This window comes from Xanthomonas sp. CFBP 8443 (genome assembly GCF_025666195.1).
In the GTDB taxonomy this organism is placed as follows: Bacteria; Pseudomonadota; Gammaproteobacteria; order Xanthomonadales; family Xanthomonadaceae; genus Xanthomonas_A.
This window is the reverse complement of the sequence record NZ_CP102592.1, coordinates 2,328,456-2,353,573: the sequence shown is the minus strand read 5'-3', so window position 1 is coordinate 2,353,573 and position 25,118 is coordinate 2,328,456. Positions and strand designations below refer to the sequence as shown.

Annotated in this window: 19 protein-coding genes; 8 read left to right on the top strand and 11 right to left on the bottom strand. The window is 69.3% G+C overall.

Going from position 1 to position 25,118, the window contains the following annotated elements; genetic code table 11:
- Nucleotides 1-39 precede the first annotated feature (39 nt).
- Nucleotides 40-1,428, bottom strand: coding sequence for a D-2-hydroxyglutarate dehydrogenase (locus NUG20_RS10070; protein ID WP_263398177.1), 1,389 nt, complete (start codon nt 1,426-1,428; stop codon nt 40-42).
- 310 nt (nt 1,429-1,738) lie between these two features.
- On the opposite strand from NUG20_RS10070, the gene serA reads away from it, so the two are divergent.
- Complete coding sequence (gene serA, locus NUG20_RS10065) at nt 1,739-2,980, top strand: phosphoglycerate dehydrogenase (protein WP_263398176.1); 1,242 nt, start codon at nt 1,739-1,741, stop codon at nt 2,978-2,980.
- Nucleotides 2,981-3,178: 198 nt separating this feature from the next.
- On the opposite strand, the gene NUG20_RS10060 is transcribed toward serA, so the two are convergent.
- Together NUG20_RS10060 and NUG20_RS10055 are read right to left on the bottom strand one after the other, a co-directional pair.
- Nucleotides 3,179-3,460, bottom strand: a complete 282-nt coding sequence (locus NUG20_RS10060) for a hypothetical protein (protein ID WP_263398175.1) — start codon at nt 3,458-3,460, stop codon at nt 3,179-3,181.
- 109 nt (nt 3,461-3,569) lie between these two features.
- Nucleotides 3,570-4,121, bottom strand: a complete 552-nt coding sequence (locus NUG20_RS10055) for an NUDIX hydrolase (protein WP_263398174.1) — start codon at nt 4,119-4,121, stop codon at nt 3,570-3,572.
- A gap of 170 nt (nt 4,122-4,291) precedes the next feature.
- Between NUG20_RS10055 and NUG20_RS10050 the strand changes: the two genes are divergently transcribed.
- From NUG20_RS10050 to mtnC, 5 genes are all read left to right on the top strand, one after another.
- The gene (locus NUG20_RS10050) at nt 4,292-5,764 is read left to right on the top strand and encodes an amino acid permease (protein WP_263398173.1); all 1,473 of its coding nucleotides are present in this window, start codon (nt 4,292-4,294) and stop codon (nt 5,762-5,764) included.
- A 95-nt stretch (nt 5,765-5,859) separates the two neighbouring features.
- Entirely contained in the window at nt 5,860-7,296 is a 1,437-nt protein-coding gene (locus NUG20_RS10045) for an amino acid permease (protein WP_263398172.1), read from the top strand.
- A 9-nt stretch (nt 7,297-7,305) separates the two neighbouring features.
- Nucleotides 7,306-7,947, top strand: coding sequence for a methylthioribulose 1-phosphate dehydratase (locus tag NUG20_RS10040; protein ID WP_263398171.1), 642 nt, complete (start codon nt 7,306-7,308; stop codon nt 7,945-7,947).
- Between the two features lie 107 nt (nt 7,948-8,054).
- Entirely contained in the window at nt 8,055-8,621 is a 567-nt protein-coding gene (locus NUG20_RS10035; RefSeq protein WP_263398170.1) for a 1,2-dihydroxy-3-keto-5-methylthiopentene dioxygenase, read from the top strand.
- A gap of 3 nt (nt 8,622-8,624) precedes the next feature.
- Nucleotides 8,625-9,323, top strand: coding sequence for an acireductone synthase (mtnC, locus tag NUG20_RS10030; protein ID WP_263398169.1), 699 nt, complete (start codon nt 8,625-8,627; stop codon nt 9,321-9,323).
- Between the two features lie 70 nt (nt 9,324-9,393).
- Here mtnC and NUG20_RS10025 read toward each other — a convergent pair whose 3' ends face one another.
- The 3 genes from NUG20_RS10025 to NUG20_RS10015 form a co-directional block, all read right to left on the bottom strand.
- Complete coding sequence (locus tag NUG20_RS10025) at nt 9,394-10,821, bottom strand: glycoside hydrolase family 47 protein (protein WP_263398168.1); 1,428 nt, start codon at nt 10,819-10,821, stop codon at nt 9,394-9,396.
- Between the two features lie 184 nt (nt 10,822-11,005).
- Nucleotides 11,006-12,049 (bottom strand): LacI family DNA-binding transcriptional regulator, encoded by a 1,044-nt coding sequence (locus NUG20_RS10020; protein WP_263398449.1) that lies wholly within the window; start codon nt 12,047-12,049, stop codon nt 11,006-11,008.
- Nucleotides 12,050-12,154: 105 nt separating this feature from the next.
- Entirely contained in the window at nt 12,155-14,629 is a 2,475-nt protein-coding gene (locus tag NUG20_RS10015; RefSeq protein WP_263398167.1) for a GH92 family glycosyl hydrolase, read from the bottom strand.
- 419 nt (nt 14,630-15,048) lie between these two features.
- Between NUG20_RS10015 and NUG20_RS10010 the strand changes: the two genes are divergently transcribed.
- Both NUG20_RS10010 and NUG20_RS10005 read left to right on the top strand, forming a co-directional pair.
- Complete coding sequence (locus tag NUG20_RS10010; protein WP_263398166.1) at nt 15,049-18,144, top strand: TonB-dependent receptor; 3,096 nt, start codon at nt 15,049-15,051, stop codon at nt 18,142-18,144.
- 462 nt (nt 18,145-18,606) lie between these two features.
- The gene (locus NUG20_RS10005; RefSeq protein WP_263398165.1) at nt 18,607-19,794 is read left to right on the top strand and encodes a C13 family peptidase; all 1,188 of its coding nucleotides are present in this window, start codon (nt 18,607-18,609) and stop codon (nt 19,792-19,794) included.
- A gap of 925 nt (nt 19,795-20,719) precedes the next feature.
- Here NUG20_RS10005 and NUG20_RS10000 read toward each other — a convergent pair.
- The 5 genes from NUG20_RS10000 to hisH form a co-directional block, all read right to left on the bottom strand.
- Nucleotides 20,720-22,306, bottom strand: a complete 1,587-nt coding sequence (locus NUG20_RS10000; RefSeq protein ID WP_263398164.1) for a calcineurin-like phosphoesterase C-terminal domain-containing protein — start codon at nt 22,304-22,306, stop codon at nt 20,720-20,722.
- Between the two features lie 82 nt (nt 22,307-22,388).
- Nucleotides 22,389-23,012: a bifunctional phosphoribosyl-AMP cyclohydrolase/phosphoribosyl-ATP diphosphatase HisIE gene (hisIE, locus tag NUG20_RS09995; protein ID WP_263398163.1), complete on the bottom strand. Its 624-nt coding sequence runs from the start codon at nt 23,010-23,012 to the stop codon at nt 22,389-22,391.
- Complete coding sequence (hisF, locus tag NUG20_RS09990; RefSeq protein ID WP_263398162.1) at nt 23,002-23,778, bottom strand: imidazole glycerol phosphate synthase subunit HisF; 777 nt, start codon at nt 23,776-23,778, stop codon at nt 23,002-23,004. Before hisF ends, hisIE begins: the two co-directional genes overlap by 11 nt.
- Nucleotides 23,772-24,506 carry a 1-(5-phosphoribosyl)-5-[(5-phosphoribosylamino)methylideneamino]imidazole-4-carboxamide isomerase gene (gene hisA / locus NUG20_RS09985; protein ID WP_263398161.1) on the bottom strand — a complete coding sequence of 245 codons (735 nt, stop codon included), beginning with the start codon at nt 24,504-24,506 and terminating at the stop codon, nt 23,772-23,774. The genes hisF and hisA overlap by 7 nt, the downstream gene beginning before the upstream one ends.
- Nucleotides 24,503-25,105 (bottom strand): imidazole glycerol phosphate synthase subunit HisH, encoded by a 603-nt coding sequence (hisH, locus tag NUG20_RS09980; protein WP_263398160.1) that lies wholly within the window; start codon nt 25,103-25,105, stop codon nt 24,503-24,505. The genes hisA and hisH overlap by 4 nt, the downstream gene beginning before the upstream one ends.
- Nucleotides 25,106-25,118: the final 13 nt, after the last annotated feature.

Below are 25,118 nucleotides of genomic sequence, written 5' to 3'. Positions count from 1 at the left end.
CGAGCGCGAGCGCCCGCACCACGCGCGGCGCTAGACGGCTCAGGGATCGAACAGCTTGCCCGGGTTGAGCAGCCCGGCCGGGTCGAACACGCGCTTGACCGCGCGCATCAGCGCGATCTCCTCGGCGCTGCGGGTGCTGTCCAGATACGGCTTCTTGACCAGGCCGATGCCGTGTTCGGCGGAGATGCTGCCGCCATGCTCGGCCAGCACCTGCGCCAGCAGCTTGGTGACCTGTTCGCAGGCGGCGATGAAATCGGCGTCGGCGGTGGCATCGGGCTTGAGCACGTTGATGTGCAGGTTGCCGTCGCCGATATGGCCGAACCAGACCACGTCGAACTGCGGATAGGCCGCGCCGAGCAGCGCCTGGGTCTGCGCCAGGAACGCCGGCATCGCCGAGATCCGCACCGACACGTCGTTCTTGTACGGCTTGTAGCGCGCCAGCGCCTCGGTGATGCCTTCGCGCAGGCGCCACAGCTGCGCCGCCTGCGCATCGCTCTGGCTGATCACCCCGTCCAGCACCCAGCCCTGCTCCATGCACGCCTCGAACGCGGCCAGCGCCGCGGCTTCCTGCGCCTCGTCGCCGCTGGCGTACTCGGTGACCACGTAGTACGGATAGACCGTGTCGAACGGCGCCTGCGCGCCATGCGCCAGCACGTGCTGCAGCGCGCGGTCGGTGAAGAATTCGAACGCCTCCAGCTGCAGTCGGCCGCGGAACGCGGCGAACACCTGCATCAGTACTTCGAACGAGGGCAGCGCCAGCAGCATCACGTTGCTCGGCGGCGGCGGGTCGGTCAGCCGCAGCGTGGCCTCCACGACGATGCCGAGGGTGCCTTCCGAGCCGATCAGCAACTGGCGGAAATCGTAGCCGCTGGAATTCTTGATCAGCCCGCGGTTGAGCTCGAGCAGCTCGCCGCTGCCGGTCACCACCTTGAGCCCGGCGATCCATTCGCGGGTATTGCCGTAGCGGATCACGCGGATGCCGCCGGCATTGGTGGCGATGTTGCCGCCGATCGAACACGAGCCGCGTGCGGCGAAGTCCACCGGGTACACCAACCCATGCTCGCGCGCCGCGTTGTGCACCGCCTCCAGCGCCATGCCGGCCTGCACGGTGAGGGTGCGATCGACCGCATCGAACGCCAGCGCCTTGTTCATCCGCTCCAGGCTCAGCACCAGTTCGCCGTGCGCGGCCACCGCGCCGCCGGACAGGCCGGTGCGGCCGCCGGAAGGCACCACCGCCACCGCGTGGTCGTTGGCCCAACGCAGCACCGCCTGCACCTCCTGCACCGTCGACGGCAGCGCGATCGCCAGCGGCGCCGGCGTCCAGCGCCGGGTCCAGTCGCGGCCGTAGTGTTCCAGGTCGGCGGGATCGGTCTTCAGGCGCAAGCCGGGAACGGCGTGCGTAAGGGCATCCAGGCGCGGGTCGGTCATCGGCTCAAAGGTCGGGGCGAAGGCAAGCGTTCAAGCGTGCCAGCGTTGGCTGGCGGCGTCTAGTTGGGCACGGGACTTGGGACTTGGGACTCGGGACAGGGGACTCGGAAAAGCGGCACCACCTGCATGAAGCCAGGCAACACCGTCAGCCTACGCACCCTACGAGTCCCGAGTCCCGGGTCCCGAACAGATGCATCTGAAACCTTCGCCAGCGTTGCGTCTACGCCATCCCGGCATCCTATTGCGGCGCACCAAAGCGCGGACGCATCTGGCATAGTGACCGCCCTCTCGCCATCGCACCGTTGCCGCAATGTCGCCCAAGAAAACCTCGTTTCCGAAGCAGGATATCCGCGTGCTGCTGCTCGAAGGCATCAGCCAGACCGCCATCGACGTGTTCCGCGCCGCCGGCTATTCGCAGATCGAACTGCACGCCAAGTCGCTGCCGGAAGAGGAACTGAAGGCGCGCATCGCCGAGGCGCACATCGTCGGCATCCGCTCGCGCACCCAGCTCAGCGCCGAAGTGCTGGCGCAGGCCAAGCGCCTGATCGCGGTCGGCTGCTTCTGCATCGGCACCAACCAGGTGGACCTGGACGCGGCCGAACTGGCCGGCATCCCGGTGTTCAACGCGCCCTACTCCAATACCCGCAGCGTCGCCGAACTGGTCATCGCCGAGGCGATCCTGCTGCTGCGCGGCATTCCGCAGAAGAACGCCGAGTGCCACCGCGGCGGCTGGTCGAAGTCGGCCGCCGGCAGCCACGAGACCCGCGGCAAGGTGCTGGGCATCGTCGGCTACGGCCATATCGGCACCCAGGTCGGCGTGCTGGCCGAATCGCTGGGCATGCAGGTGATCTTCCACGACATCGAAGCCAAGCTGTCGCTGGGCAACGCGCGCGCGGCGACCGACCTGGACGACCTGCTGGCGCGTTCGGACGTGGTGACCCTGCACGTGCCGGAAACGGCGGCGACCAAGGACATGATCGGTGCGGCGCAGATCGCGCAGATGAAGCCGGGCGCGCACCTGATCAACGCCTCGCGCGGCACCGTGATCGACATCGCCGCGCTCGACGCGGCGCTGACCTCCGGCCACATCGGCGGCGCGGCGGTGGACGTGTTCCCGGTCGAGCCCAAGGGCAACGGCGACCTGTTCGAATCGCCGCTGGCCGCGCACGACAACGTGATCCTGACCCCGCACGTGGGCGGCAGCACGCTGGAAGCGCAGGACAACATCGGCGTAGAGGTGGCCGCGAAGCTGGTGCGCTACAGCGACAACGGCAGCACCCTGTCGGCGGTGAACTTCCCCGAAGTGACCCTGCCCGAGCACGCCGAGAGCCTGCGCCTGCTGCACATCCACCGCAACGTGCCGGGCGTGCTGTCGCAGATCAACGAACTGTTCTCGCGCCACAACGTCAACATCGACGGCCAGTTCCTGCGCACCGACCCCAAGGTCGGCTACGTGGTGATCGACGTGGCCGCCAGCGAGGAACTGGCCGGCGTACTGAAGGACGAGCTGGGGCAGATTGCGGGGACGTTGCGGACGCGGGTTCTTTACTGAGCCCGGGACTGGGGACTCGGGACCCGGGACTCGGAACAGCGGCGACGCCAGCGAGTCCGTTCTCCGACTGCGATCAGGCTTGGATGGATTGCGGTGACGCAAACGCACGAACGCTTGAGAGGCAAGAAACAAGCGCGGAAAAGCAGATCACGCGACCCACGCTCTTCCGAGTCCCGAGTCCCGAGTCCCCAGTCCCGATCAAGGCTGCAACTCCCCGCGCAACCCTTCGCTCAACAGATAGTCGTCGGCCTTCAGGTACCAGCGCTCCGGGCCGGTGGTGACCGCCTCCATGTACAGGCCGCCGCTGTCTTCGCGCGGCGGGCGCTGCAGGCTGACGATCGCCACGCCATGCGGCGGTCCGCTCAACGCCAGCAGCGCACGCTGCACGGTGCGCGCCAGTTCGGCCGAATCCATCCGGTCGTCGACCGGGCGGAAGGCCAGGCGATAGGTGAACGAAGCAGCGGTGCGGGACATGGGCATGGACAGGCAACGGGCGCCCAAGGGTACCCAATCCCGCCATGCCCGCCCAGCCGGCGGCGCACACGCAGCGCCCGGACCAGCCGGTCCGGAAGCGCCGGTCACCGGCGCATCAGCGGTCGCTGCGCGCCACCCACTTGCCGGCCATCCGCCGCAACGACGGATCCAGGTCCGGCTCGGCCAGCAGCTCGGCGATCGAACGCCAGGCCAGGGCCAGCGATTCGGCGCTGACCGCGAACGTCTCGTCGGCGCCGGCGCGGACCACGTAGCGCGCGTCGAAGTGCCAGTGCCCGGGCACCTCCTTGCGCTCAGGGATCCAATGCCGGTCCAGGTCGAACAGTTCGCCGTCCTCCAAGGCCAGCCCGGGCAGCCCCGACTCCTCCTCGGCCTCCTTCAGCGCCACAAGCGCCAGGTCGCGGTCGCCGTCGGCGTGCCCGCCCAGCTGCAGCCAGCGCTGCAGCTTGCGGTGGTGGGTCAGCAGGGTGCGCGCGCCGTCGGCGCTGACCAGCCAGGCCGAACCGGTGAAGTGGCCGTCCAGGCGCGCACGCACGAAGGGGTCGTGCGCGTCGTCCAGCAGCGCCAGGAATTGCGCCGCAACCTCGGCCTCCTGCGGCCAACGGGCGGCATAGGCCTGCAACTGGCGGCGCAGGGAGAGGTCCGGCATGGGGGGTTCTCGCGATCGGGGGCGGCCATTATCGCCGCCGACGGTGCAGCGCGGCTTGTGGCAGCGGTCCGGCTTTGGCATGGTACGACGCTTGCGTGGCCCGCTTGGGCCTAGCGCACCATCTTTACCGGGGCACGACAGTCCCGATCGCCACCCAGGGGATCCACCGCATGCTGAAGTCTCTGTTGAGGGTCAAGCCGATCGAACCGGCCGGGCACGTCGATGCCGGCGAACCGTTCGAAGGCAGCCTGGAAGGCGAAGCCACGCTGAAACGGACCCTCACCGCCAAGCACCTGATCATGCTCGGCATCGGCGCGGTGATCGGCGCGGGCATCTTCGTGCTGACCGGCCAGGCCGCGGCCAACCACGCCGGCCCGGCGGTGATGCTGTCGTTCGTGTTCGCCGGCATCGCCTGCGCCTTCGCCGGCCTGTGCTACGCCGAGTTCGCGGCGATGATGCCGGTCTCCGGCAGCGCCTACTCCTACTCCTACACCACCCTGGGCGAAGGCGTGGCCTGGTTCATCGGTTGGTGCCTGGTGCTGGAATACCTGTTCGCCGGCTCCAGCGTCGCGGTCGGCTGGTCGGCCTACCTGATCAGTTTCCTGACCGGCACCCTGGGGCTGCCGTTCCCGGCGGAACTGGCCGGCGCGCCGCTGGCCTGGAACGGCGACACCTTCGTCGCCTCCGGCAGCATCGTCAACCTGCCGGCGGTGCTGATCGTGGTCGCGGTCAGCGCGCTGTGCTACGTCGGCGTCACCCAGTCGGCGTTCGCCAACGCCATCGTGGTGGCGATCAAGGTCCTGGTGATCTGCCTGTTCGTCGGCTTCGGCGTATCCCACGTCGATCCGGCCAACTGGCACCCGTTCATCCCCGAGAACACCGGGCCGGGCGAGTTCGGCTGGAGCGGCATCTTCCGCGCCGCCTCGATCGTGTTCTTTTCCTACATCGGCTTCGATGCGGTCTCCACCTCCGCCGGCGAAACCAAGGACCCGCAGCGCAACATGCCGATCGGCATCCTGGTGTCGCTGGCGGTGTGCACGGTCATCTACATCATCGTCTGCGCGGTGCTGACCGGCCTGCTGCCCTACACCCAGCTCGGCACCGCCAAGCCGGTCGCCACCGCGCTGGAACACTATCCGAGCCTGGCCTGGCTGAAGACCGCGGTGGAGATCGGCGCCATCGCCGGCCTGTCCTCGGTGGTGCTGGTGATGCTGATGGCGCAGCCGCGCATCTTCTACACCATGGCCCGCGACGGCCTGCTGCCGAAGCTGTTCGGCAAGGTCCACCGCAAGTTCCACACGCCCTACGTCGGCACCATCTTCGTCGGCGTGGTCGCCGCGCTGCTGGCCGGGCTGATCCCGCTGGACGTGCTTGGCGAACTGGTGTCGATGGGCACCCTGCTCGCCTTCGCCACGGTCTGCATCGGGGTGATGGTGCTGCGCTTCACCAAGCCCGACCTGCCGCGCCCGTTCCGGGTGCCGCTGGCGATGGTGATCTGTCCGCTCGGCGCGCTGGCCTGCCTGTTCCTGTTCTTCCAGGCGTTCCAGGAGCACTGGAAGGTGTTCGTCGGCTGGACCGTGATCGGCCTGTTCATCTATTTCGGCTACGGCATCCGCCACAGCCGCCTGGCCACCAAAGCCTGATCCGTCCCCCCGCAGACCGGCGCCTAGCGCCGGTCTGCGCGTTCGCACCTTCTTCTCTTCGTCCATCGCGCGCAGCGCCAGGCTGGAACCGCTCCATGTTCAAACAACTCTGGGCCACCAAACACCCCCACGCCGCCCACGAGGATGCCGGCGGCCTGGGCCTGCAGCGCGCGCTCGGCCCCTGGGGCCTGACCGCGCTGGGCATCGGCGCGGTGATCGGCGGCGGCATCTTCGTCATCACCGGGCAGGCCGCGGCCAACCACGCCGGCCCGGCGATCATGCTCTCGTTCGTGCTGGCCGCGCTGTGCTGCGCGTTCTGCGCGCTGGCCTATGCCGAATTCGCGGCGATGGTGCCGGTCTCCGGCAGCGCCTACACCTACACCTACGCCACCTTCGGCGAACTGGCAGCCTGGTTCATCGGCTGGATGCTGGTACTGGAATACGGCGTGTCGGCCTCGGCGGTGGCGGTGAGCTGGACCGGCTATTTCCTGAGCCTGCTCGACCATTTCGGCATCCACCTGCCCGCGGCGCTGGTCAACGCGCCACTGGACGGCAAACTGCAACGCACCGGCGCCATCGCCAACCTGCCCGCGGCCGGCATCGTGCTGCTGCTGACCTGGCTGTGCTATGTCGGCATCCGCAAGTCGTCGGCGATGAACATGGCGATGGTGGTGCTGAAGACCGGGCTGATCCTGCTGGTGATCGCGGTCGGCTGGAAGTACGTGGACACCGCCAACTGGCACCCGTTCATCCCGGCCAACGAAGGCCCGGGCAAGTACGGCATGGAAGGCGTGCTGCGCGGCGCGGCGATGGTGTTCTTCGCCTACATCGGCTTCGAGGCGGTGTCGGTGGCGGCGCAGGAATCGCACCGGCCGCAGCGCGACCTGCCGATCGGCATGATCCTGTCGCTGGTGATCTGCACCGTGCTGTACATCGCCATGGCCGCGGTGATGACCGGGCTGGTGCCCTACACCCTGCTGGGCACCGACGAGCCGGTGGTGACCGCGGTGGGCGCGCACCCGCAGCTGGCCTGGCTGCGGGTGGTGGTGGAGATCGGCGCGCTGATCGGCCTGTCCTCGGTGGTGCTGGTGATGATCATCGGCCAGCCGCGGATCTTCATGATCATCGCCCGCGACGGGCTGCTGCCGCCGGTGTTCACCAAGATCCACCCCAAATACCGCACCCCGCACGTCAATACGGTGATCACCGGTATCGGCATCGCGCTGCTGGCGGCGCTGTTCCCGCTGGACGTGCTCGGCGAGCTGACCTCGATGGGCACGCTGATCGCCTTCGCCGCGGTCTGCGCCGGGGTGCTGATCCTGCGCCGCACCCAGCCGGACCTGCCGCGCCCGTTCCGCATCCCGTTCGTCTGGCCGATCTGCATCGCCGGCGTACTCAGCTGCATGGCGCTGCTGTCGGCGATGACCGCGCACAACTGGCTGCTGATGGGCGGCTGGACCGTGCTCGGCCTGCTCATCTATTTCGGCTACGGCTTCCGCCACAGCCGTCTGCGTGCCACACAGCCTCGCTAGAATAGGGGCATGAACGCACAGCCCTACGATACCGAACGCCTGCGCACGCTGGCCCAGCTGCTGATCGGCAACATCCGCGAACTGTCGACGGCCGGCTGGACCCCGGCCACCAGCAGCAATTTCTCGCACCGGCTCGACGCGGCGCATGCCGCGATCACCGTGTCCGGCCGCGACAAGGGCCGGCTGGTCGAAGCCGACATCATGGTGGTGGACTTCGACGGCAAGGCCGTCGGCAGCGAGCACCGGCCCTCGGCCGAGACCCTGCTGCACACCCAGCTGTACCGCCGCTTCCCGGAGGTCGGCTGCGTGCTGCACACGCACTCGCCGGTGCAGACCATCGCCTCGCGGCTGTACGCCGGCGCCGGCCATGTGCGCCTGGAAGGCTACGAGTTGCTGAAGGCGCTGCACGGCAACCAGACCCACGAGACCGCGGTGGACCTGCCGGTGTTCGCCAACACCCAGGACATGACCGTGCTGGCCGCGCAGGTGGACGCGTTGCTGGACCGTGCCCCGCTGTGGGGCTACCTGATCGACGGCCACGGCCTGTACGCCTGGGGCCGCGACATGGCCGAGGCGCGCCGCCACCTGGAAGCCATCGAGTTCCTGCTGCATTGCGAACTGGAACTGCGCAAGCTGCGCGCAACCGGCTGAGCCATTTCCCCAGCGGCGCCCGCGCGACAGCGTTCCAGCGCCGCAACGGCGGCTTACCCGCCAGCTGCTACCCTTTTCCTCCCTCCACGACGCCCTCGCCCGCCGCCATGAGCCGACTCCGCATCTTCGCCGAAACCACTCCCGACGCGCCGCTGTTCGACAGCCGCGATGGCGACGCGATCGCCGCCGAGCTGCGCACGATCGGCGTCACCTTCGAGCGCTGGCAGGCCGACCAGCCGATCGAGGCCGGCGCCACCCCGGAAGCGGTGATGGCCGCCTACAAGAGCGACATCGACCGGCTGGTGGCCGCGCACGGCTTCAAGACCGTGGACGTGGTCAGCATCGCGCCGGACCACCCGCAGCGCGAGGAGATGCGCAGGAAGTTCCTCGAGGAGCATTTCCACAAGGAGGACGAAGTGCGCTTCTTCGTCGCCGGCTCGGGCCTGTTCACCCTGCACGTGGACGGCAAGGTCTACGAGATCGAATGCGTGCAGAACGACCTGATCGCGGTGCCGGACGGCACCCACCACTGGTTCGACATGGGCCCGGAGCCGCGCTTCGTCGCGATCCGCTTCTTCACCGAGCCGGACGGCTGGGTCGGCCATTTCACCGGCACCGACATTGCCCAGCGCTTCCCGCGCTACGAAGCGTCGCTGCGCGGCGAGGCGACCTGAGCGATGAGCGAATCCCGGGTGATTCTGACCGACATCGAAGGCACCACCAGCAGCATTTCCTTCGTCAAGGACGTGCTGTTTCCCTATGCGCGCCGCGCCCTGCCCGGCTTCGTGCGCGAACACGGCCAGCAGCCGCAGGTGCGGCAGTGGCTGGACGCGGTGGCGACCGAATGCGGCGGCATCTGCAGCGACGAGGTGATCGCGGAGACCTTGCAGGGCTGGATCGACCAGGACCGCAAGCACACCGCGCTGAAGGCGCTGCAGGGCATGATCTGGGAAACCGGCTACCGCGACGGCGACTACCGCGCGCACTTCTATCCGGAAGTGGCGGCGGTGATGCAGGGCTGGCACGCGGCCGGCATGCCGCTGTACGTGTACTCGTCCGGCTCGGTGCCGGCGCAGAAGCAGTTCTTCGGCTATAGCGAAGCCGGCGACCTGACCGGGCTGGTCTCGGGCTGGTTCGACACCGAGATCGGCGGCAAGCGCGAGGCCGACAGCTACCGCAACATCGTCGCCGCGATCGGCGTGCCCGCCGCGCAGATCGTGTTCCTGTCCGACGTGGTCGAAGAGCTGGACGCCGCGCGCGACGCCGGGCTGCAGACCCGCCTGCTCGACCGCCTGGAGGACTACCCGCAACCGCGCACCGGGCAGGCCACGCACGGCCATGCGCGCGCGGAGAATTTCCAGCAGATCGCGCTCTGAGCCGAGCGCTGCGCGGCCGGCCGATCTGGCCGGCGAGCGGCGGGCCGGCCAGCGCCGGCAGCGGCGGCGCCTACCAGGTCCGCCGCAGCGGGTGCGCCTCGGTGTTGAACACCACGCGGTCGAACTGCAGCGCGCTGGCCGGCGCGAACAGCAGGTAGTAGTACTTGAAGGTCTCGGCGAACAAGAAGCTTTCCATCGAGTCCTTCTTCTGCTTGCTGCGCACGTCCTGCAATGCGGCGAACCCGTGCTCGGTGCGCGTGTGGCGCACGAAGTCCTCGAAGAACACCTTGCCCATGCCGCGGTAGCGCGCATCGCCGGTGTAGCGGTACAGGTAGTACGCCGATTCGACGATCTCCGGACGCAGCGCGTAGCCGGGCGAGCCGACCTTCATCGTGGCGTAGTCCAGCGATTCGGGTTCGATGCCGTGCAGCCGCCACATCTTCAGCCCCGACTCTTGCAAGCGTTTGGCCCGCTCCAGGTCGCCGCCGAGCGCGAGCATGCCCGGCATGAAGGCGTCGAGCGCGCCGTAGACGGTGCGCGTGCGCTTGCCGGTGTGCATGTCGGCGTGGCCGTACCACAGCTCGCCTTCGCGCACCTCGTCGGCCAGGTGCGCGTTGACCGGGCCGATGCTCTGCTCCCACATGCGCTTGCAGTCCGGATCGTCGAACAGCTTCCAGCACTTGAGCAGGTACTCGTAGTACGAGTCGATGCCGCCGGCGATGGAGCTGTCCGGGTTGGTCCACTTGCCGGTCTCCACGTCGATGTTCAAGCCGACCAGCCCGACCTTGGAACGCCGGTTGAAGGTTTCCACCAGCGCGCGCTTGGCCTTGTCGTAGTACACCGGGTTGCCGGTCAGCTTGCTCAGCGTGCCGAACTCCAGCAGCAGCGTGCCGGTCTCGGCCGGGTTGCTGACCGTGCCGCTCACCTTGCCGGTACGCAGGTTGACGTGGGTGTACGGCAGGCCGGTCGGGCTGTCGAACACCGGCAACAGGCGCTTGCCCAGGTCCTCGGCCAGGGCAAGCAAGCGCGCATCGCCGGTCATCTGGTGGGCCGAGAGCAGCCCGCCGAGCAGGCGGATGGTGATCTCGAAGTTCTGCACGTCCATGTCGCGGTCGAACGAGAGCTGGGTGACGATCAGCTCGCGCGCTTCGGCCGCTTCCTTGTCCAGGCCGAGCAGCAGCAGCGTATCCAGCGCATCCACCGGCGACATCAGCAGCGGCGCCTGGTACCAGTCGTGCGGCGTGCCGCTGATCGGCTTGAGATCGTCGTGGCCCTTGGCGTAGCGCATGTAGCCCTGCCACGCGTGGCGGGTCTGTTCGCGGACCTGCTCGGCCAGGCGCGCGGCTTCCTTGTCGTCCACCGCGGGCACCGGCGCGAGCGCGGCGGCGGACGTGGCCGGGGCCGCCTCGCGCGCCGGCGGTGCAGCGCTGGCGCAGGCGGACGATGCCAGCAACAGGGCGCTGGCCAGGGAGGCAAAGGGAATGGCTCGCATCGTCATGGTCGGGTCCTCGGGTGGAAAACGGTGTGGGCAGCGCAACGCCGGTCGCGGCTGCGGCGCAGTGCGGGCACAGCGGTGCAGATGTCCGCGCAGCGCCGCGGCTGCGGTCTGTGGCGTCTGTCGACAGGCGCGGCGCGGGAACCGCGGCGCGACGCGCGCAGCGTTCGCGCCGGTGGCGCCGATCTCAGGCGGCGGGAGCGCCGCTGCTCTCGCGAATGCACAGCCGCACCGGCGCGACGGTGCGCTGCGGCGCGGCCTGCGGATGCTCCAGGCGCTGCAGCAGCAGTTCCGCCGCCTGCCGCCCGCGCGCGCGCGGATCCACGGTCAGCGTGGTCAGCGACGGCGAGGCCACCGCGGCCTCGGAGATATCGTCGAATCCGGTGACCGCGAACGCGCGCCCCGGCTGCACCCCGCGCCGGGCCAGGCCCAGCATCAAGCCCAGCGCGACGCTGTCGTTGTAGCAGACCGCCGCGGTCGGCACGGCGGCCTGCGCGAACAGCTCGCCGGTCCGCGCAGCGGCATCCAGGCGGCTGGGCGCCGATTCGATCATCCACTCCGGCTGCAGCGGCATGCCGGCCTCCTGCAGCGCCTGCGCATAGCCGCGGCGGCGCTGGTCGCAGGAACTGGAGGCGGCATGGCCGCCGAAGAAGGCGATGCGCCGGTGCCCGCGTTCGAGCAGATGGCGGGTGGCCAGGTAGGCGCCCTGCTGGTTGTCCAGGGTGAGGAAATCCCACTCCGCACCGGCCAGCTCGCGGTTGAACAGCAGCACGTTCGCCTGGCCCAGCACCTGCCGCAGTTGCGCGGTGTCGCTGCCTTCGGCCGGCGACAGGATCAGGCCGGCCGGGGTGTGCTCCATCAACGTGGCCAGCACCGCCTGCTGGCGCTGCGGCGATTCGCCGGTGCTGCCGAGCAGGGTCACGTAGCCCTTGCCGCCCAGCGCCTCGTCCACGCCGGCGGCGAATTCGGCGAAGAACGGATTGGACAGGTCGTTGATCACCAGCGCCACGCTGGAGGAGGTGCGCCGGCGCAGGTTGGCCGCGCCGCGGTTGTAGACGTAGCGCTGGCGCTGCAGTTCCGCTTCCACCCGTGCGCGCGTGTGCACGTTCACCAGCGGGCTGCCGCGCAGCACCAGCGAGACGGTCGCGCGCGACACGCCGATCGCATTGGCGATGTCGGTCACGGTGACCGCGCGTGCGCCCTTGCCGGCGGGAGGGGTGTTGTCGTTCATCGGGTCGACAGGACTCTTCGGCATGGCGCAAGCCTAAACGATCGAACCGCCGGCGTTGCGCGCCGGTGCCGCGCCGCGGTTGCCGCAGGCCGGCATGCGCGCCGCTCATTCCAGCGTCGCGCCGGGGGTGGCGCAGAACGAGGCCGGCAACGCGTCGGCGTGCGTGCCCCAGCCGGCCTGCGGCGCCTTCGCGCCGAGCGCGAAGGCGATGTCGCCGCCCTCGCGCAGATGTGCCCAGTCCAGCCACACCGGCGCATGCGCGCGGCCATCGACCCGCACCTGCTGGATGTACTGCAGCTGGCGGCCGTCGGCGCCGGGCGCGGTCACGGTCAGCGTCTTGCCCGCGCCGAGATCGACCTCGGCGCGCGCGAAGCGCGGCGTGTGCAGCAGGAACTGGCCGCTGCCCGGCACCGCCGGGTACAGGCCGAGCGCGCTGAACAGGTACCAGGCCGACATCGTGCCCAGGTCGTCGTTGCCGGTGACGCCGTTGGGCGCATTGGTGAACAACTGCTGCGCGGCACGCACCACGGTCGCCGTCTTCCACGGCTGCCCGATCAGCGTGTACATCCACGGCGCGTGCAGGTCCGGCTCGTTGTTCGGGTTGTAGCGGAACTGGTTGTAGTAGCTGTACGGCCCGACCACCCACTCCTTGCGCGCGGCGGTCAGCGGCGCCTGAAGCAGCGCGTCGTAGGCGAAGAACGCATCCAGCCGGCGCCCGGCCTGTTCGCGGCCGTGCATCGCCTGGACCAGGCCGGGCACGTCCTGCTGCACCAGCCACTGGTATTGCCAGCCGGTCCCCTCGTGGAAGCCATGATGCGAGCGCGGGCTGTAGTGGCCGTCGGCCGGCGTGTACCACGCGCCGTCCTCCATGCGCGGCCGCGGGAAGCCGTCGAACCCGCCCTGCGCATCGCGCACCTGCGGGTCCCACACCTTGCGCCAATTGCGCCCGCGTTCGCGCAGCACGCCGGCGTCCTCGGCGTGGCCCAACCCGTCGGCCATTTGCGCCAGCGCGCAATCGGCCAGCGCGTATTCGAGCGTGGCCGAGCCGCCATGGTGCGGATCCACGTCCATGCCCTTGGACGGGAACGCGCGGTCGTACTGCACGAAGCCGTTGGCCAGGTAGCTCGGATTGCCCGAGCGCCCGGCGTGGCGCGAGTTCAGCGGCGGGATGCCGAAGGCATTCCTGCGCAGCGCGGCATAGGCCACCTCTTCGCGCCCGGCCAACGCGCCGGCGCGCCACAGGTCGACCAGGAACGGCGTCACCGGATCGCCGGTCATCACGTTGGTTTCGAAGTTGGCGTAGCCCCAGCGCGGCAACCAGCCGCCCTGTGCGTCGATCGCCAGCACGCTGCGGGCGATGTCGCGCGCGATCTGCGGCCGGGTCAGCGCCAGCCATTGGTTGTGCGCGCGGTAAGTGTCCCACAGCGAGAAGTACTCGTAATAGGTCCAGCCGTCGGCGCGATGGATGGCATCGTCGTAGCCGCGATAGCGGCCGTCGGCGTCGCTGCCGGTCAGCGGCTGCAGCAGCGCGTGGTACAGCGCGGTGTAGAACACGGTGCGGTCGTCGCCGCTGCCGCCGCGCAGGCGCACCGAGGCCAGTTCCTGCCGCCACTGCCGCTGCGCCAGCTGCCGCATCCGCTCGAAGCCCAGCAGGCTGTCGCCTTGCTTGCCGTCGGCGCGCAGGTTGGCGCGCGCGCCTTCGGCGTCCACGTGCGAGATCGCGCTGACCGCGGTCACCGCGCGGCCCTCGCCCAGATCGAAGCTGAGCCAGGCCCCGCTCGGCTTGAGTTCGCCTTCCATGCCGTGGCGGGCGCCGGGCACGCCGCCGGCCTCGCCCCAGGTGCCGAACGCCTTGAACGGGCGGTCGAACTCGATGCGGAACCAGGTGGTGTACTGGTGGCCGCCGCAGAAGCTGTCGGTCACCAGCTTGCCCTCGACCACGCGGTCGCCGACCACCTCGATCGCGCTGCCCGTCACCATGTGCCGGTCGTTGGCCTGACCGAGGTTGACCAGCACGTGGCCGCTGCCGGCCGCGGCCGGGAAGGTGTAGCGCTCTGCCGCGGCGCGGGTGCGCGCGGTGGCCTCGACGTCGATGCCGCCGTAGTCGGTCAGCCGCACCTTGTAGTAGCCGGCTTGCCCCACTTCGCCGGCGTGGGTGTACGCCGAGGCGTAGCGCTTGTGGTCGAAGCTCTTGGCGTCGCCGGTATCGAAATCGCCGCCGGGGCCGATGCGTCCGGTCACCGGCAGCACCGACACCTGGCCGCCCTGTTCCCAGCACCCGGCACCGGACAGGAACGAGTGGCCGAAGCCGCGGATCTTGGGGTCGTCGTAGCGCCAGCCGGCGTAGTGCTCGCCGATCGGGCTGACCTGGATCAGGCCGAACGGCGCCGAGGCGCCCGGGAAGGTATTGCCGTCGTCCTTGCTGCCGATGAAGGTGTTGACCTCGCGTTCCAACGCCTGCGGCGCGGCCTGCAGCGCCGGCGCGAACGCCAGCGCCAGCAGGCAGGCCAGCCCGGCGAGCTGGCGGTGCCGAGGCCCGGCGGTGGCGGCGGCAGGTAGTGGCGGATTGAGCGCTGCCATGGGCCGATGACACTGCGGCAGCGAGCCGCCCGCCGAGAGGCGCGCGACCTTGCATCGCGCCGCAAAACCCAAGCCGACCAACGCAGCAGCACCCATGCAGGCTCGCCTCCCCGGAGATTTAGATCGATTCAAGTAAACAAGAGAATCTCGGCGGGCGCATTCTGCGGCGCAGCATCCAATCGCCCTGCTCCACCCCGGATTCGCATATTGCGCGGCAGCATGCGTGTCCCGGCACGTCGTGTTACACATCTGGCGCCGTTTAGATCGATTCAAGCTCGATCAAGGCCCGAAGCACAGCGACGCCGGCACAGCCGAACCCATCAGATACATCGTCGCGGAGCGCGAACGCCCAGATTTGGATCGATAAAAACCAAGACCGTGCAAGCCGCCGTTCAATCCAGGAGAGAGGAGAGAGGGGAATGAAACAGACTTCACGCATGCAGGGCCGCCACACGCTGTCCACCGCCATCGGCTTCGCCCTGGCCGCCGCGCTGGCGCCGACCGGCGCGTTCGCGCAACAGGCCACCGCGCAGGCCGCCACGCCGTCGTCCGATGCGACCACGCTCGACAGCGTCAACGTCACCGGCTACCGCTACGCCATCGAAAAGAGCCTGCAGCAGAAGCGCGACGCCAACGCCGTGGTCGAAGTGATCACCGCCGAGGACGTGGGCAAATTCCCCGACAAGAACGTGGCCGACGCGCTGCAGCGCGTGCCGGGCGTGGTCATCACCCGCGATGGCGGCGAAGGCAAGAGCGTGAGCGTGCGCGGCCTGGCGCCGGACCTGACCCTGACCCAGTTGAACGGCAACTACGTCGCCACCTCGGAAACCAACGACGAAGCCACGCGCTCGTTCAACTATACCCTGCTGCCGTCGAACATGCTGTCCAGCGCGGAGCTGTTCAAGTCGCCGGAAGCGCGCATCGACGAAGGCGGCATCGGCGGCACGGTGATCCTGCATACCCGCCGCCCGCTCGACATGGAAGCCAACTCCGGCTACGTGAACGTCGAGGGCACTTCGTCCGACACCAGCCACGACGTCGATCCGCAGCTGTCGGCGCTGTACTCCTGGCACAGCAAGGACGAACGCTTCGGCGTGCTGGTCGGCGTGACCCAGCAAAAGCGCACAAACCGCAGCATGGAGGCGAGCACCGAGGACTACCAGTGGTACGGCGCCGGCACCGACGCGGTCGATGCCCACGGCAATCCGCTGACCCAGGACGGCATCCACTACTGGTGGGGCCAGTCCGGCTTCAACGACCAGAACGGGCGCAACTACAGCGAGTTCTTCCTGCCCACCTCGGTCAACTTCGCGGTGCGCGACGAACAGCGCGAACGCAAGGGCGGGCAGTTCACGTTCCAGTTCAAGCCGCTCGACAACCTGACCCTGACCGCCAACTACTTCCGCTTCGAGCTGCAGGGCAACTACACCCAGAACATGCTGAAGATTCCGGAATGGAACCTGGCGCGCTTCAACGGCGACGGCAACTGGGCCGGCGGGCGCCTGCTCAACGGGCTCAGCTTCGACCCCAGCGGCAGCATCGTCACCGGCGCGCAATACGAAAAACTGGCCGGCAAGACCTACTACTGCAGCGAGGAACAGGCGGCCGCCGCCGGCCTGGCGCCGGGCGGCTGGGGGCCGGACGACTGCACCATCCCGACTCCGCAGCTCACCGGCACCTACAGCCGCGAGAAGGCGCTGTCGCAGACCGCCGACCTATCGATCGACTGGGACATCAGCCCGCTGTGGAAGGCCTCGTTCACCGGCGGCCGCACCTGGTCCGACGGCGGCCCGTCGATGAGCTTCCGGATGGCGGCCAAGCCACGCCGGCAGGTCGACGGCGTGTGGCAATCCGGCAACGCCTACAGCGCCTGGGACCTCACCGGCACGCCGAGCGCGACGTTCTCGCCGAACCTGCAGGACCAGCTGATGGCGGGCATCGCCGAGATCGATACCGGCTCGACCGATTCGTCGTGGATGCAGACCAGCATCAAGCAGAACTACTTCCAGGCCGACATCAGCAAGCTGTTCGAAAACGGCTGGCTGGATTCGATCCAGTTCGGCGCCAAGTACCGCGACGGCCAGGTGCACCGCAACACCGGCAACACCTACTGGGTGTGCCAGGGCACCGATCCGGCCGACTACGACAACAACCGCTACCAGTCCGGTTGCGACCCCAGCGCCGGCGTAGCCCAGCCCGGCTTCTTCCGCTCCAGCCCGATCGACAACATCCGCGGCGGTTTCAACGCCAACGTGTTTCCGGGCATCGACTACCCGGCCTACATCGACTACCTCAACGACCGCTACGGCGGCTCGCACAACCGCCGCGAGGACGACTTCGTCTACAACGTCGACGAGAAGATCTTCTCCGGCTACTTCCAGGCCAACTTCCGCACCGAGCGCCTGCGCGGCAACCTCGGCGTGCGCGTGGTGCGCACCAAGCAGTTCGCCGAATCCAGCGATTCGGTGGAACGGTTCAACGATTACTTCCAGGACAACGCGGCCGGCGCGCCGATGGGCTGCGACGATCCGGCCGCCGCCGCGCTGATCGGCTCCGGCAGCGGCTATGTGTGCCAGAGCGGCTTCGTCCGCCTGCCCGATGCGCTGGCGCGCGAGAAGACCTATGCGCTGAGCTCGATGGAGAAGACGTATACCGACGTGCTGCCCAGCTTCAACATCGCCTGGGACATCACCGACACCCTGGTGCTGCGCGGCGCGGCGTCCAAGGTGATCGCGCGGCCGAGCTACACCAGCATCGCCTACCCCGGCAGCCTGCGCTTCGTCAGCGACGAGTACAGCAACGACCGCCGCGTCGCCGGCGGCACCGACACCCCCGGCTGGCACGGCTCGGGCAGCAACAAGGGCCTGGAACCGTTCGAGGCGACCCAGTACGACATCGGCCTGGAGTGGTACTTCACCCCGGGTGCGGTCGCCGGCGTGGCGCTGTTCCGCAAGAACGTGGACAACTTCACCGTGCCGGTGGTGCGCGACCAGCAGATGACGGTCGGCGGCCAGGCGGTCACGGTGCAGCGCTACGAAACCGAGGCCAACGGCCAGGACGGCGTCTCGCAAGGCGTGGAACTGTACGGCCAGTACACCTTCGGTTTCGGTCTGGGCGTCCAGGCCAACTACACCTACAACGACACCAACCTGGCCGCGATCGTGCTGGACGGCCAGGCGATCGGCTCCTCGCCGCTGGTCGGCAGCGCCAAGAACCAGGCCAATGTCACCGTGTTCTACGAGAACCAGAAATTCCTGGCGCGCGCCTCGTACAACCGGCGCGGCGAAGTCGTCGGCGGCCTCAACAACGGGCTGACCGAATACTCCGAACCCTACGATCAGTTGGACCTCAACGTCGCCTACAACTTCACCGAGGCCCTGACCCTGACCGCGTCGGTGCTCAATGCGACCAGGTCCGAACAGCGCATCCACCTGGGCAACGACAGCGAGGCGCGCCTGCTGTCGAACACCTACACCGGCCGCCAGCTGTATCTCGGCATGAACTGGAAATTCTGAGCGCTCGCCCCGGCGCTTCGACTCGGGGGCAGGTCTCTCCACGGCAGCCGCGCTGGTCCAGGCGGCTGCCGTTTTTTCTTGACGCGCGGGCCGGTTGGCCGCGACCAGGCGCGATGGTCCACGTAGTCGCGCGGCCATGTGCCTGCACGACGCTCGCCCGTTACCGGGGCACCGGTGCCCCGCCGCTTAGATGGGGTCGCTCTCTCCACGGCAGCCGCGCTGGTCCAGGCGGCTGCCGTTTTTTCTTGACGCACGCGAGCTGGGTGGCCGCGATCAGGCGGCCATGATCCATGGAGTCGCTTGGGCAGGAACCCGATTGCACCATGGCAGCGCGAATCAAAACCGGTGGAGCATCGGCAGGACCGATCGCTCTCCTGCACTTCATGCACCTTCCTGATTCCAGGGTTCCGCACTCCGGCCTTGGCGATTGCCGGGCCCGCAGTTTGCCGCGATCATCTGCGCATGGCCGCCACCTCCCGCCCGCGCTCCCGTCCGTACCGGCACCTGCTGGCCGCGGGCCTGCTGCTGTGCGGCGCCGGCCCGCACGCGGCGGTGTCGCCGGCGGCGCCGGTCGCGCTGGCCGCATCCACCTTGCCCGATCCCGGACAGGATCCGTTGCTGCAGGCGCAGCTGCGTGCACTGCAGCCGCAGCGGCCGGGCGTGACCGACCTGTACGTGGTCGGCTTCGCCGGCGACGCCAGCGAGGACGTGTTCCGCAACGAGACGCTGTACCTGCGCCAGCTGTTCGCGCAGCGCTTCGGCGCGGCAGGGCGCATCGTCACCCTGATCAACCACGCCGACAATCTCGACGCCCACGCCTATGCGCCGGAGGCCTCGTACGACAACCTGGCCGAGACGCTGCAGCGGATCGGCGCGCTGATGGACCGGCGCGAGGACGCGCTGCTGCTGTTCCTGACCAGCCACGGCACCGAACAGCACGAGCTGTACCTGCAGTTCGGCCCGGGCGAGGACGCCGACTACGACACCATCGCGCCGGCGGAACTGCGCGAACTGCTCGACGACGCCGGCATCCGCAACCGGGTGATCGTGCTGTCGGCGTGCTACTCGGGCGGCTTCGTGCCGGCGCTGAAGAGCGCGGACACGCTGATCATCACCGCCGCGCGCCGCGACCGGCCCTCGTTCGGCTGCGGCAACACCGCCAGCGCCACCTATTTCGGCCGCGCCTGGCTGATCGATGCGCTGGCGCGCACCAGCGACTTCGTCGAGAGCTATCGCCTGGCCAGCGCCGAGATCACCGCGCGCGAACGCGCCGAGGGCGAAGCGCCGTCGTATCCGCAGCTGTACGTCGGCGCGCGGATCGCGCCGTTGCTGCAGCGCTGGCGCGCACAGCTGCAGCCGGTCGCGGCGCCGGCGTATCCCTATCCGGAACCTGAGGCAGAACCTGCGGCGGAGCCGGAGACCGAAACGGAGACGGAGACGGGAACCGGGACGCCGGCAAACACGGATACGCCAACGGCAGCAGGGCCGGAACCGACTGCCGACGGCACGGCCGCTGCGAACCGCAAGATCCATGCGCAGCCGGGACCGAGGCCGGTTCCCAATGCCGATGGTGAGGCCAAGGCAGCGGCCGCAGGTCCGGCGAACGTACCGGCGTCGGCACTGCCGTCCGCGACAACGCCCCGCCACTGAGGTCCACGCGGCGATGCTGCGCGGACGATCGCGAGCGCCAGCTGTGACGTCCGCGGCGCTGGGCGCGGTCTACGCGCATGCGCGCGGCGGCGGCAGCCTGGCCGCGATGCAGACGGCACTGGCGGAGCGCAAGGGTTTCTTTGGCACATCCCCGCAACGAGATGCGAGTGATTCGCGTTTGATCGCACACTGCCGGCACTCGCTAAACTTCGTCCGCAGCAAGCCCGCCAGCCTCACGCCAGCCAGCTGCGCCCGATCCTTCCGCCCGCTCGCCTTCGCTCGCCAGCCAGGATCATCCGCTTTCGACAGCCTCCCGCGTGGAGGCGTTTTTGTTTTTGGGATTCGAAATCCACTGGTGGCCTGTCGCCATCGGCGACGCTGGCGCCCGCGCCGAGCCGCAGGGTTTGCCGCCTGCGCTCGTCGCGACTGAAGTCGCTCCCACAAGCGCTTGCGGCGAGCCAGCCGGCGTGCACTGCAGGAGGGGCTTCAGCCCCGAGAGCCCGCTTGCGGAGCCAACCAGTTTGCCGGCTCGTTTGTCGCGGCTGAAGCCGCTCCTACAAAGGCACGTAACAGTGGGCTGGATGCATTGTCGAACGGACCTCAGTCCCGACGGTGGCCGAGGCCACCCATCTCGCTGGCGGATTCGCGGTTGGAGCCTCTCCTACAGAAGCGCAGAAAACCAGCCTGGTGCACTTTAGGAGGGGCTTCAGCCCCAAGAGTCCGCTTGCGGAGCCAAACAGTTCGCCGGCTCGTTCGTCGCGGCTGAAGCCGCTCCTACAAAGGCGCGCAGCCGCGGGCCGGGTGCACTGTGGGAGGGACTTCAGTCCCGACGCGGGAAGCCGAAACGCTCGCCGCTCGCAGCTTGCCGCTCGCCATGTCAGGCCAGGGAATCCACCGCATCAACGCGCCGGTCCGCAGCGCGCACTCAGGGCGTCGCGTCCTGCAGGCGATAGCCAGTGGTGGCGCGTTGCTCGCCGCGCCAGCGGTCGAAGGCGCGGACCTCGATGCGGTGCGCGCCGGCGCCCAGGTCGGTCGGCAAGGCGCCGCGCCACAGGTGCTGCGACGGGGTCGCTTCCGGCGAGCGATCGTAGCCGCGCAGGGTCTCGGCGGCATCGTCGCGTGCGTTCTCGGCGAGCAGGTCCGGATCCGGCTGCTGCACGCGCGCCATCGGCTTCCACGCGCCGTCGTCGATGCGGTATTCCACGCGGCTGTCGTCCTCGCCCATGAACACGTTCGCGTACACCGCCCAGGCCGGATACGCCCCGCGGCGCAACACCCTCGGCGCGTGCAGGGTCATCGGCGCATCGTCGACCGCGCGCGCGGCATGGTAGGCCAGCGCATAGCGGCCGTCGCGCTGCACGGTCAGCAGCGCGTAGCCGTTGGGGGTGCCGTCGGCCATCGTCGCCGCGGGAATGCCGTCGGCATCCTTGGCACCGGACCAGAACGCGCCGCAGGCCGCGCCGACGTTGTATTCGTGCAGCGGCTGCGCGCCGCGCCAGCCGTCGTCGGCGCCATGGTAGTAGTGGCGCTGGGTGTGGCTGTGGCCGCTCAACACCAGCACGTGCGCGAATGGTTGCAGCAACGCGAACAGGCGTGCGCGGTCGGCATGGCGGAAGGTTTCCTTGCCCGGCGCGGCGTCGAACAGCGGGATGTGCAGGCCCAGCACCAGCAGCCGCTGCTTCGGCAGCGTCGCAAGGTACGTCTGCAGGAACGCAAACTGGTCCTCGCGCAAGCCGCCGACGTAATTCGGCCGCTGCTGCGGCTGATAGACCACGTCGTCGAGGAACACGAAGCTGGCGCCGCCCTCTTCCACCGCATAGGTGTCCGGGCCGTAGATCGCACGCCAGCTTGACAGCGACGCGAGGTCGTCGACCGCATCGAAATTCAGGTCGTGGTTGCCGGGTACGTGGAACCACGGCACGCCGAGCTTGGCGGTTTCGGCGTTCAACGCCGGATACAGCGACAGGTCGTCGTTGACCACGTCGCCCAGGGTGGTGCCCAGGCGCGCGCGGGTCTTGCCGAGCAGCGGCGCGACGATGTCGCGCGCGTAGTAGCCGACGTCGGTCGCCGAGGCGGTCTGGGTGTCGGCGAACACCAGCACCTCGGTGCTGGCCGCCGCCGGTTGCGCGCGCAACGCGAAGTCCCAGCCGCTGGTCGCGCCGGCGCTGGCCGCGATCCCGGGGTATTTGAGCGCAGGCGATCCGACCGGCGCGTAGTGCCGCCAGTAGTCCGGCAAGCCGTTGCCGGCACTGGCGAAGGCGTAGCCGTCGGGCTTGATCACGAACAGCGTGCGCCCCGGCTCCACCTCCAGGCGGTAGCGGCCCTGCGCGTCGGTGCGCACGATCTGCACGCCGTCGGAGACCTGCACCCCGGCGACGCCGCGCTCGCCGCTGCCGCGGCCGGCGTGGCCGTCACGTTCCTGGTAGACGCTGCCGCTGATCGTCGCCGACTGCGCCAGCGCGGGCGCAGCGGCCGTCAACAGGCAGGTGAACACTATGGCGCGTAGCGACATGCGGGGGTCCAGCGATCGGAAGAAGCCGCGATTGTAGCCATCCGCCGCGGCACGGCGATGACCGTCGCCGCACGCCCGGGATTCAGCGGTGGCGCGCTTCCAGTACCGCCACCGCGTCGGCCAGCGCCAGGCCGCGTGCGCGCAGCAGCACGGTGAGGTGGTACAGCAGGTCGGCCGATTCGCCGAGCAGTTCGGCGTCGCCTTCGGCCACGCCCGCCAAGGCGGTTTCCACGCCCTCCTCGCCGACCTTCTGCGCGATGCGCCGCGTGCCCTTCTCGAACAGCTGCGTGGTGTAGCTGCCGGGCGGACGTTCGCGTTCGCGCTGCGCGACCAAGCGGTCGAGCGCGCCTAGGAACTGGCCCGGCGCCTGCGGGAAGCAGCTGCTGCGCCCGAGGTGGCAGGTCGGGCCGTGCGGGTGCGCCAACACCAGCAGCGTGTCGCTGTCGCAGTCGGTCTCGATCGAGACCAGCTCCAGGGTGTTGCCGGAGCTTTCGCCCTTGGTCCACAGGCGCTGCTTGCTGCGGCTGTAGAAGGTGACCTTGCCGCTGGCGCGGGTCGCGGCCAGCGCTTCGGCGTTCATGTAGCCGAGCATCAGCACGCGCAGGGTGGCGGCGTCCTGCACCACCACCGGCAGCAGGCCGTCGCCCTTGCTCCAGTCCAGCCCCGCGTCCGCGGTCGCGGCGGCGGCTTGGTGTTCATGCGCCATCGCGCACCTCGATCTGTCGTTGGCGCAGGAAGCGCTTGAGCTCGGGAATCGGAATCGCGCCGCTGTGGAACACGCTGGCGGCCAGCGCGCCGTCCACGTCGGCCTGTTCGAACACATCGGCGAAGTGCTGCATCTCGCCGGCGCCGCCGGAGGCCACCAGCGGCACCTTGCACAGCGAACGCACCTCGAACAGCTGGGCGATGTCGTAGCCGCGGCGCACGCCGTCGTTGTCCATGCAGTTGAGCACGATCTCGCCGGCGCCGAGTTGCTGTGCCTCCACCACCCAGTCCACGGTGCGCACGCGCAGCGCCTGGGTCTTGCTCGGATCGCCGGTGAAGCGGCGCACGCGCCACTGGCCGTCGTCCTCGCGGATCGAATCGATGCCGACCACCACGCACTGCACGCCGAAGGCCTCGGCCAGTTCGGCGATCAGCGCCGGCCGCTCCAGCGCCGGCGAGTTGATCGAGATCTTGTCGGCGCCGGCATGCAGCACCGCGCGCGCGGTGGCCACGTCGCGGATGCCGCCGGCCACGCAGAACGGGATATCGATCAACCGCGCCACGCGTTCGACCCAGGCGTAGTCGACCGAGCGCCCTTCCGGGCTGGCGCCGATGTCGTAGAACACCAGTTCGTCGGCGCCCTGGTCGCGATAGCGCAGCGCCAGTTCGACGATGTCGCCCATGTCGACGTGGTCGCGGAACTTGACGCCCTTGACCACGCGGCCGTCGCGCACGTCCAGGCACGGGATGATGCGCCGGCTCAGCATGCCAGCGCCTCGTCCAGGCGCAATCGCCCTTCCAGCAGCGACTTGCCGAGCACCGCGCCGGCGCAGCCGACCTCGCGCGCGGCGCGCACGTCGGCGGCGTCGCGGATGCCGCCAGAGGCCTGCACGTGCACGCCCGGCGCGATCCGGCGCAGGTAGGCGTACAGCTCCAGGTTCGGCCCGGACAGCATGCCGTCGCGGGCGATGTCGGTGCACAGCAGGTGCTTCAGCCCGGCGGCGGCGTAGTCGACCGCCAGCGCTTCCAGGGTCAGCGAGGAGGTTTCGGTCCAGCCCAGCACCGGCAGCCGCCACACGCCCTGCGTGTCCTGGCGCGTGTCCAGCGCCACCGTGATGCGCTCGGCGCCGAACTCGGCCAGCCATTCCAGCACCGACTCGCGGTCGCGCACCGCCAGCGAGCCGATCACCACGCGCGTGGCGCCGGCGTCGAGGATGCGCTGCACGTCGGCGCGCGAGCGCACGCCGCCGCCGGTCTGCACCTGCAGCCCGGTCTGCGCGCTGATCCGGCTCAGCAAAGGCGCCAGGGTGTAGCCGCCGGCGCGCGCCGCGTCCAGGTCCACCAGGTGCATCCAGCTCGCGCCGGCGTCGGCGAAGGCTTGCGCGCGCGGCAGCGGATCGTCGCCATAGTGGGTTTCGCGGGCGTAGTCGCCTTGCGCCAGCCGCACAACGCGGCCGTCGCGGATGTCCAGCGCGGGATAGACGATGAAGCTCATGGGAAATCGGTCTCGAGGAAGTTGCGCAGGATGCGCGCGCCGGTGCTCGCCGAACGCTCGGGATGGAACTGCGCGCCGCAGCGGCGGCCGCGTTGCACCACCGCGGTGAACAGGCCGCCATGGTCGCAGGCCGCCACCGTATCGGCGGTGACCGGCGCGGCGTAGCCGTGCACGAAATAGGCGTCGGCGTGTTCGGCCAGGCCGTCGAGCAGCGGCGAGGCGCGCATCGGCAGCAGCCGGTTCCAGCCCATGTGCGGAATGCGGATGCCCAGCGCCGGCGGCATGTGCCGGACCACGCCGGTCAGCAGGCCCAGGCAGTCGACGTCGCCTTCCTCGGAACGCTCGAACAGCAGCTGCATGCCCAGGCAGATGCCGATCAGCGGCACTTCGAGCGCACGCAGCGGTTCGACCAGCCCTTGCTCGCGCAGCCGCGCCATCGCGTGCGGCGCGGCGCCGACGCCAGGCAGGATCACCCGCTCGGCGCCTTGCAATCCGGCCGCGTCGCGCACCAGCCGCGCCTCCACGCCCAGGCGCTCCAGTGCGTAGCGCACCGAGCCGAGGTTGGCGCCGCCGGCGTCGATCAAGGCGACATCGGTCATCGCGGCCTCCTCG

Excerpts from the sequence above, each read along its gene's own strand:
- NUG20_RS10050 (WP_263398173.1), top strand. The coding sequence starts at position 4,292 with ATGCTGAAGTCTCTGTTGAGGGTCAAGCCGATCGAACCGGCCGGGCAC.
- NUG20_RS10015 (WP_263398167.1), bottom strand. The coding sequence starts at position 14,629 with ATGGCAGCGCTCAATCCGCCACTACCTGCCGCCGCCACCGCCGGGCCT.
- NUG20_RS10040 (WP_263398171.1), top strand. The coding sequence starts at position 7,306 with ATGAACGCACAGCCCTACGATACCGAACGCCTGCGCACGCTGGCCCAG.
- mtnC (WP_263398169.1), top strand. The coding sequence starts at position 8,625 with ATGAGCGAATCCCGGGTGATTCTGACCGACATCGAAGGCACCACCAGC.
- NUG20_RS10060 (WP_263398175.1), bottom strand. The coding sequence starts at position 3,460 with ATGCCCATGTCCCGCACCGCTGCTTCGTTCACCTATCGCCTGGCCTTC.
- hisF (WP_263398162.1), bottom strand. The coding sequence starts at position 23,778 with ATGCTGAGCCGGCGCATCATCCCGTGCCTGGACGTGCGCGACGGCCGC.
- NUG20_RS10035 (WP_263398170.1), top strand. The coding sequence starts at position 8,055 with ATGAGCCGACTCCGCATCTTCGCCGAAACCACTCCCGACGCGCCGCTG.
- NUG20_RS10070 (WP_263398177.1), bottom strand. The coding sequence starts at position 1,428 with ATGACCGACCCGCGCCTGGATGCCCTTACGCACGCCGTTCCCGGCTTG.
- hisA (WP_263398161.1), bottom strand. The coding sequence starts at position 24,506 with ATGAGCTTCATCGTCTATCCCGCGCTGGACATCCGCGACGGCCGCGTT.
- serA (WP_263398176.1), top strand. The coding sequence starts at position 1,739 with ATGTCGCCCAAGAAAACCTCGTTTCCGAAGCAGGATATCCGCGTGCTG.
- NUG20_RS10025 (WP_263398168.1), bottom strand. The coding sequence starts at position 10,821 with ATGACGATGCGAGCCATTCCCTTTGCCTCCCTGGCCAGCGCCCTGTTG.
- NUG20_RS10005 (WP_263398165.1), top strand. The coding sequence starts at position 18,607 with ATGGCCGCCACCTCCCGCCCGCGCTCCCGTCCGTACCGGCACCTGCTG.
- NUG20_RS10010 (WP_263398166.1), top strand. The coding sequence starts at position 15,049 with ATGAAACAGACTTCACGCATGCAGGGCCGCCACACGCTGTCCACCGCC.
- NUG20_RS10045 (WP_263398172.1), top strand. The coding sequence starts at position 5,860 with ATGTTCAAACAACTCTGGGCCACCAAACACCCCCACGCCGCCCACGAG.
- NUG20_RS10055 (WP_263398174.1), bottom strand. The coding sequence starts at position 4,121 with ATGCCGGACCTCTCCCTGCGCCGCCAGTTGCAGGCCTATGCCGCCCGT.
- NUG20_RS10020 (WP_263398449.1), bottom strand. The coding sequence starts at position 12,049 with ATGAACGACAACACCCCTCCCGCCGGCAAGGGCGCACGCGCGGTCACC.
- NUG20_RS10000 (WP_263398164.1), bottom strand. The coding sequence starts at position 22,306 with ATGTCGCTACGCGCCATAGTGTTCACCTGCCTGTTGACGGCCGCTGCG.
- hisH (WP_263398160.1), bottom strand. The coding sequence starts at position 25,105 with ATGACCGATGTCGCCTTGATCGACGCCGGCGGCGCCAACCTCGGCTCG.
- hisIE (WP_263398163.1), bottom strand. The coding sequence starts at position 23,012 with ATGGCGCATGAACACCAAGCCGCCGCCGCGACCGCGGACGCGGGGCTG.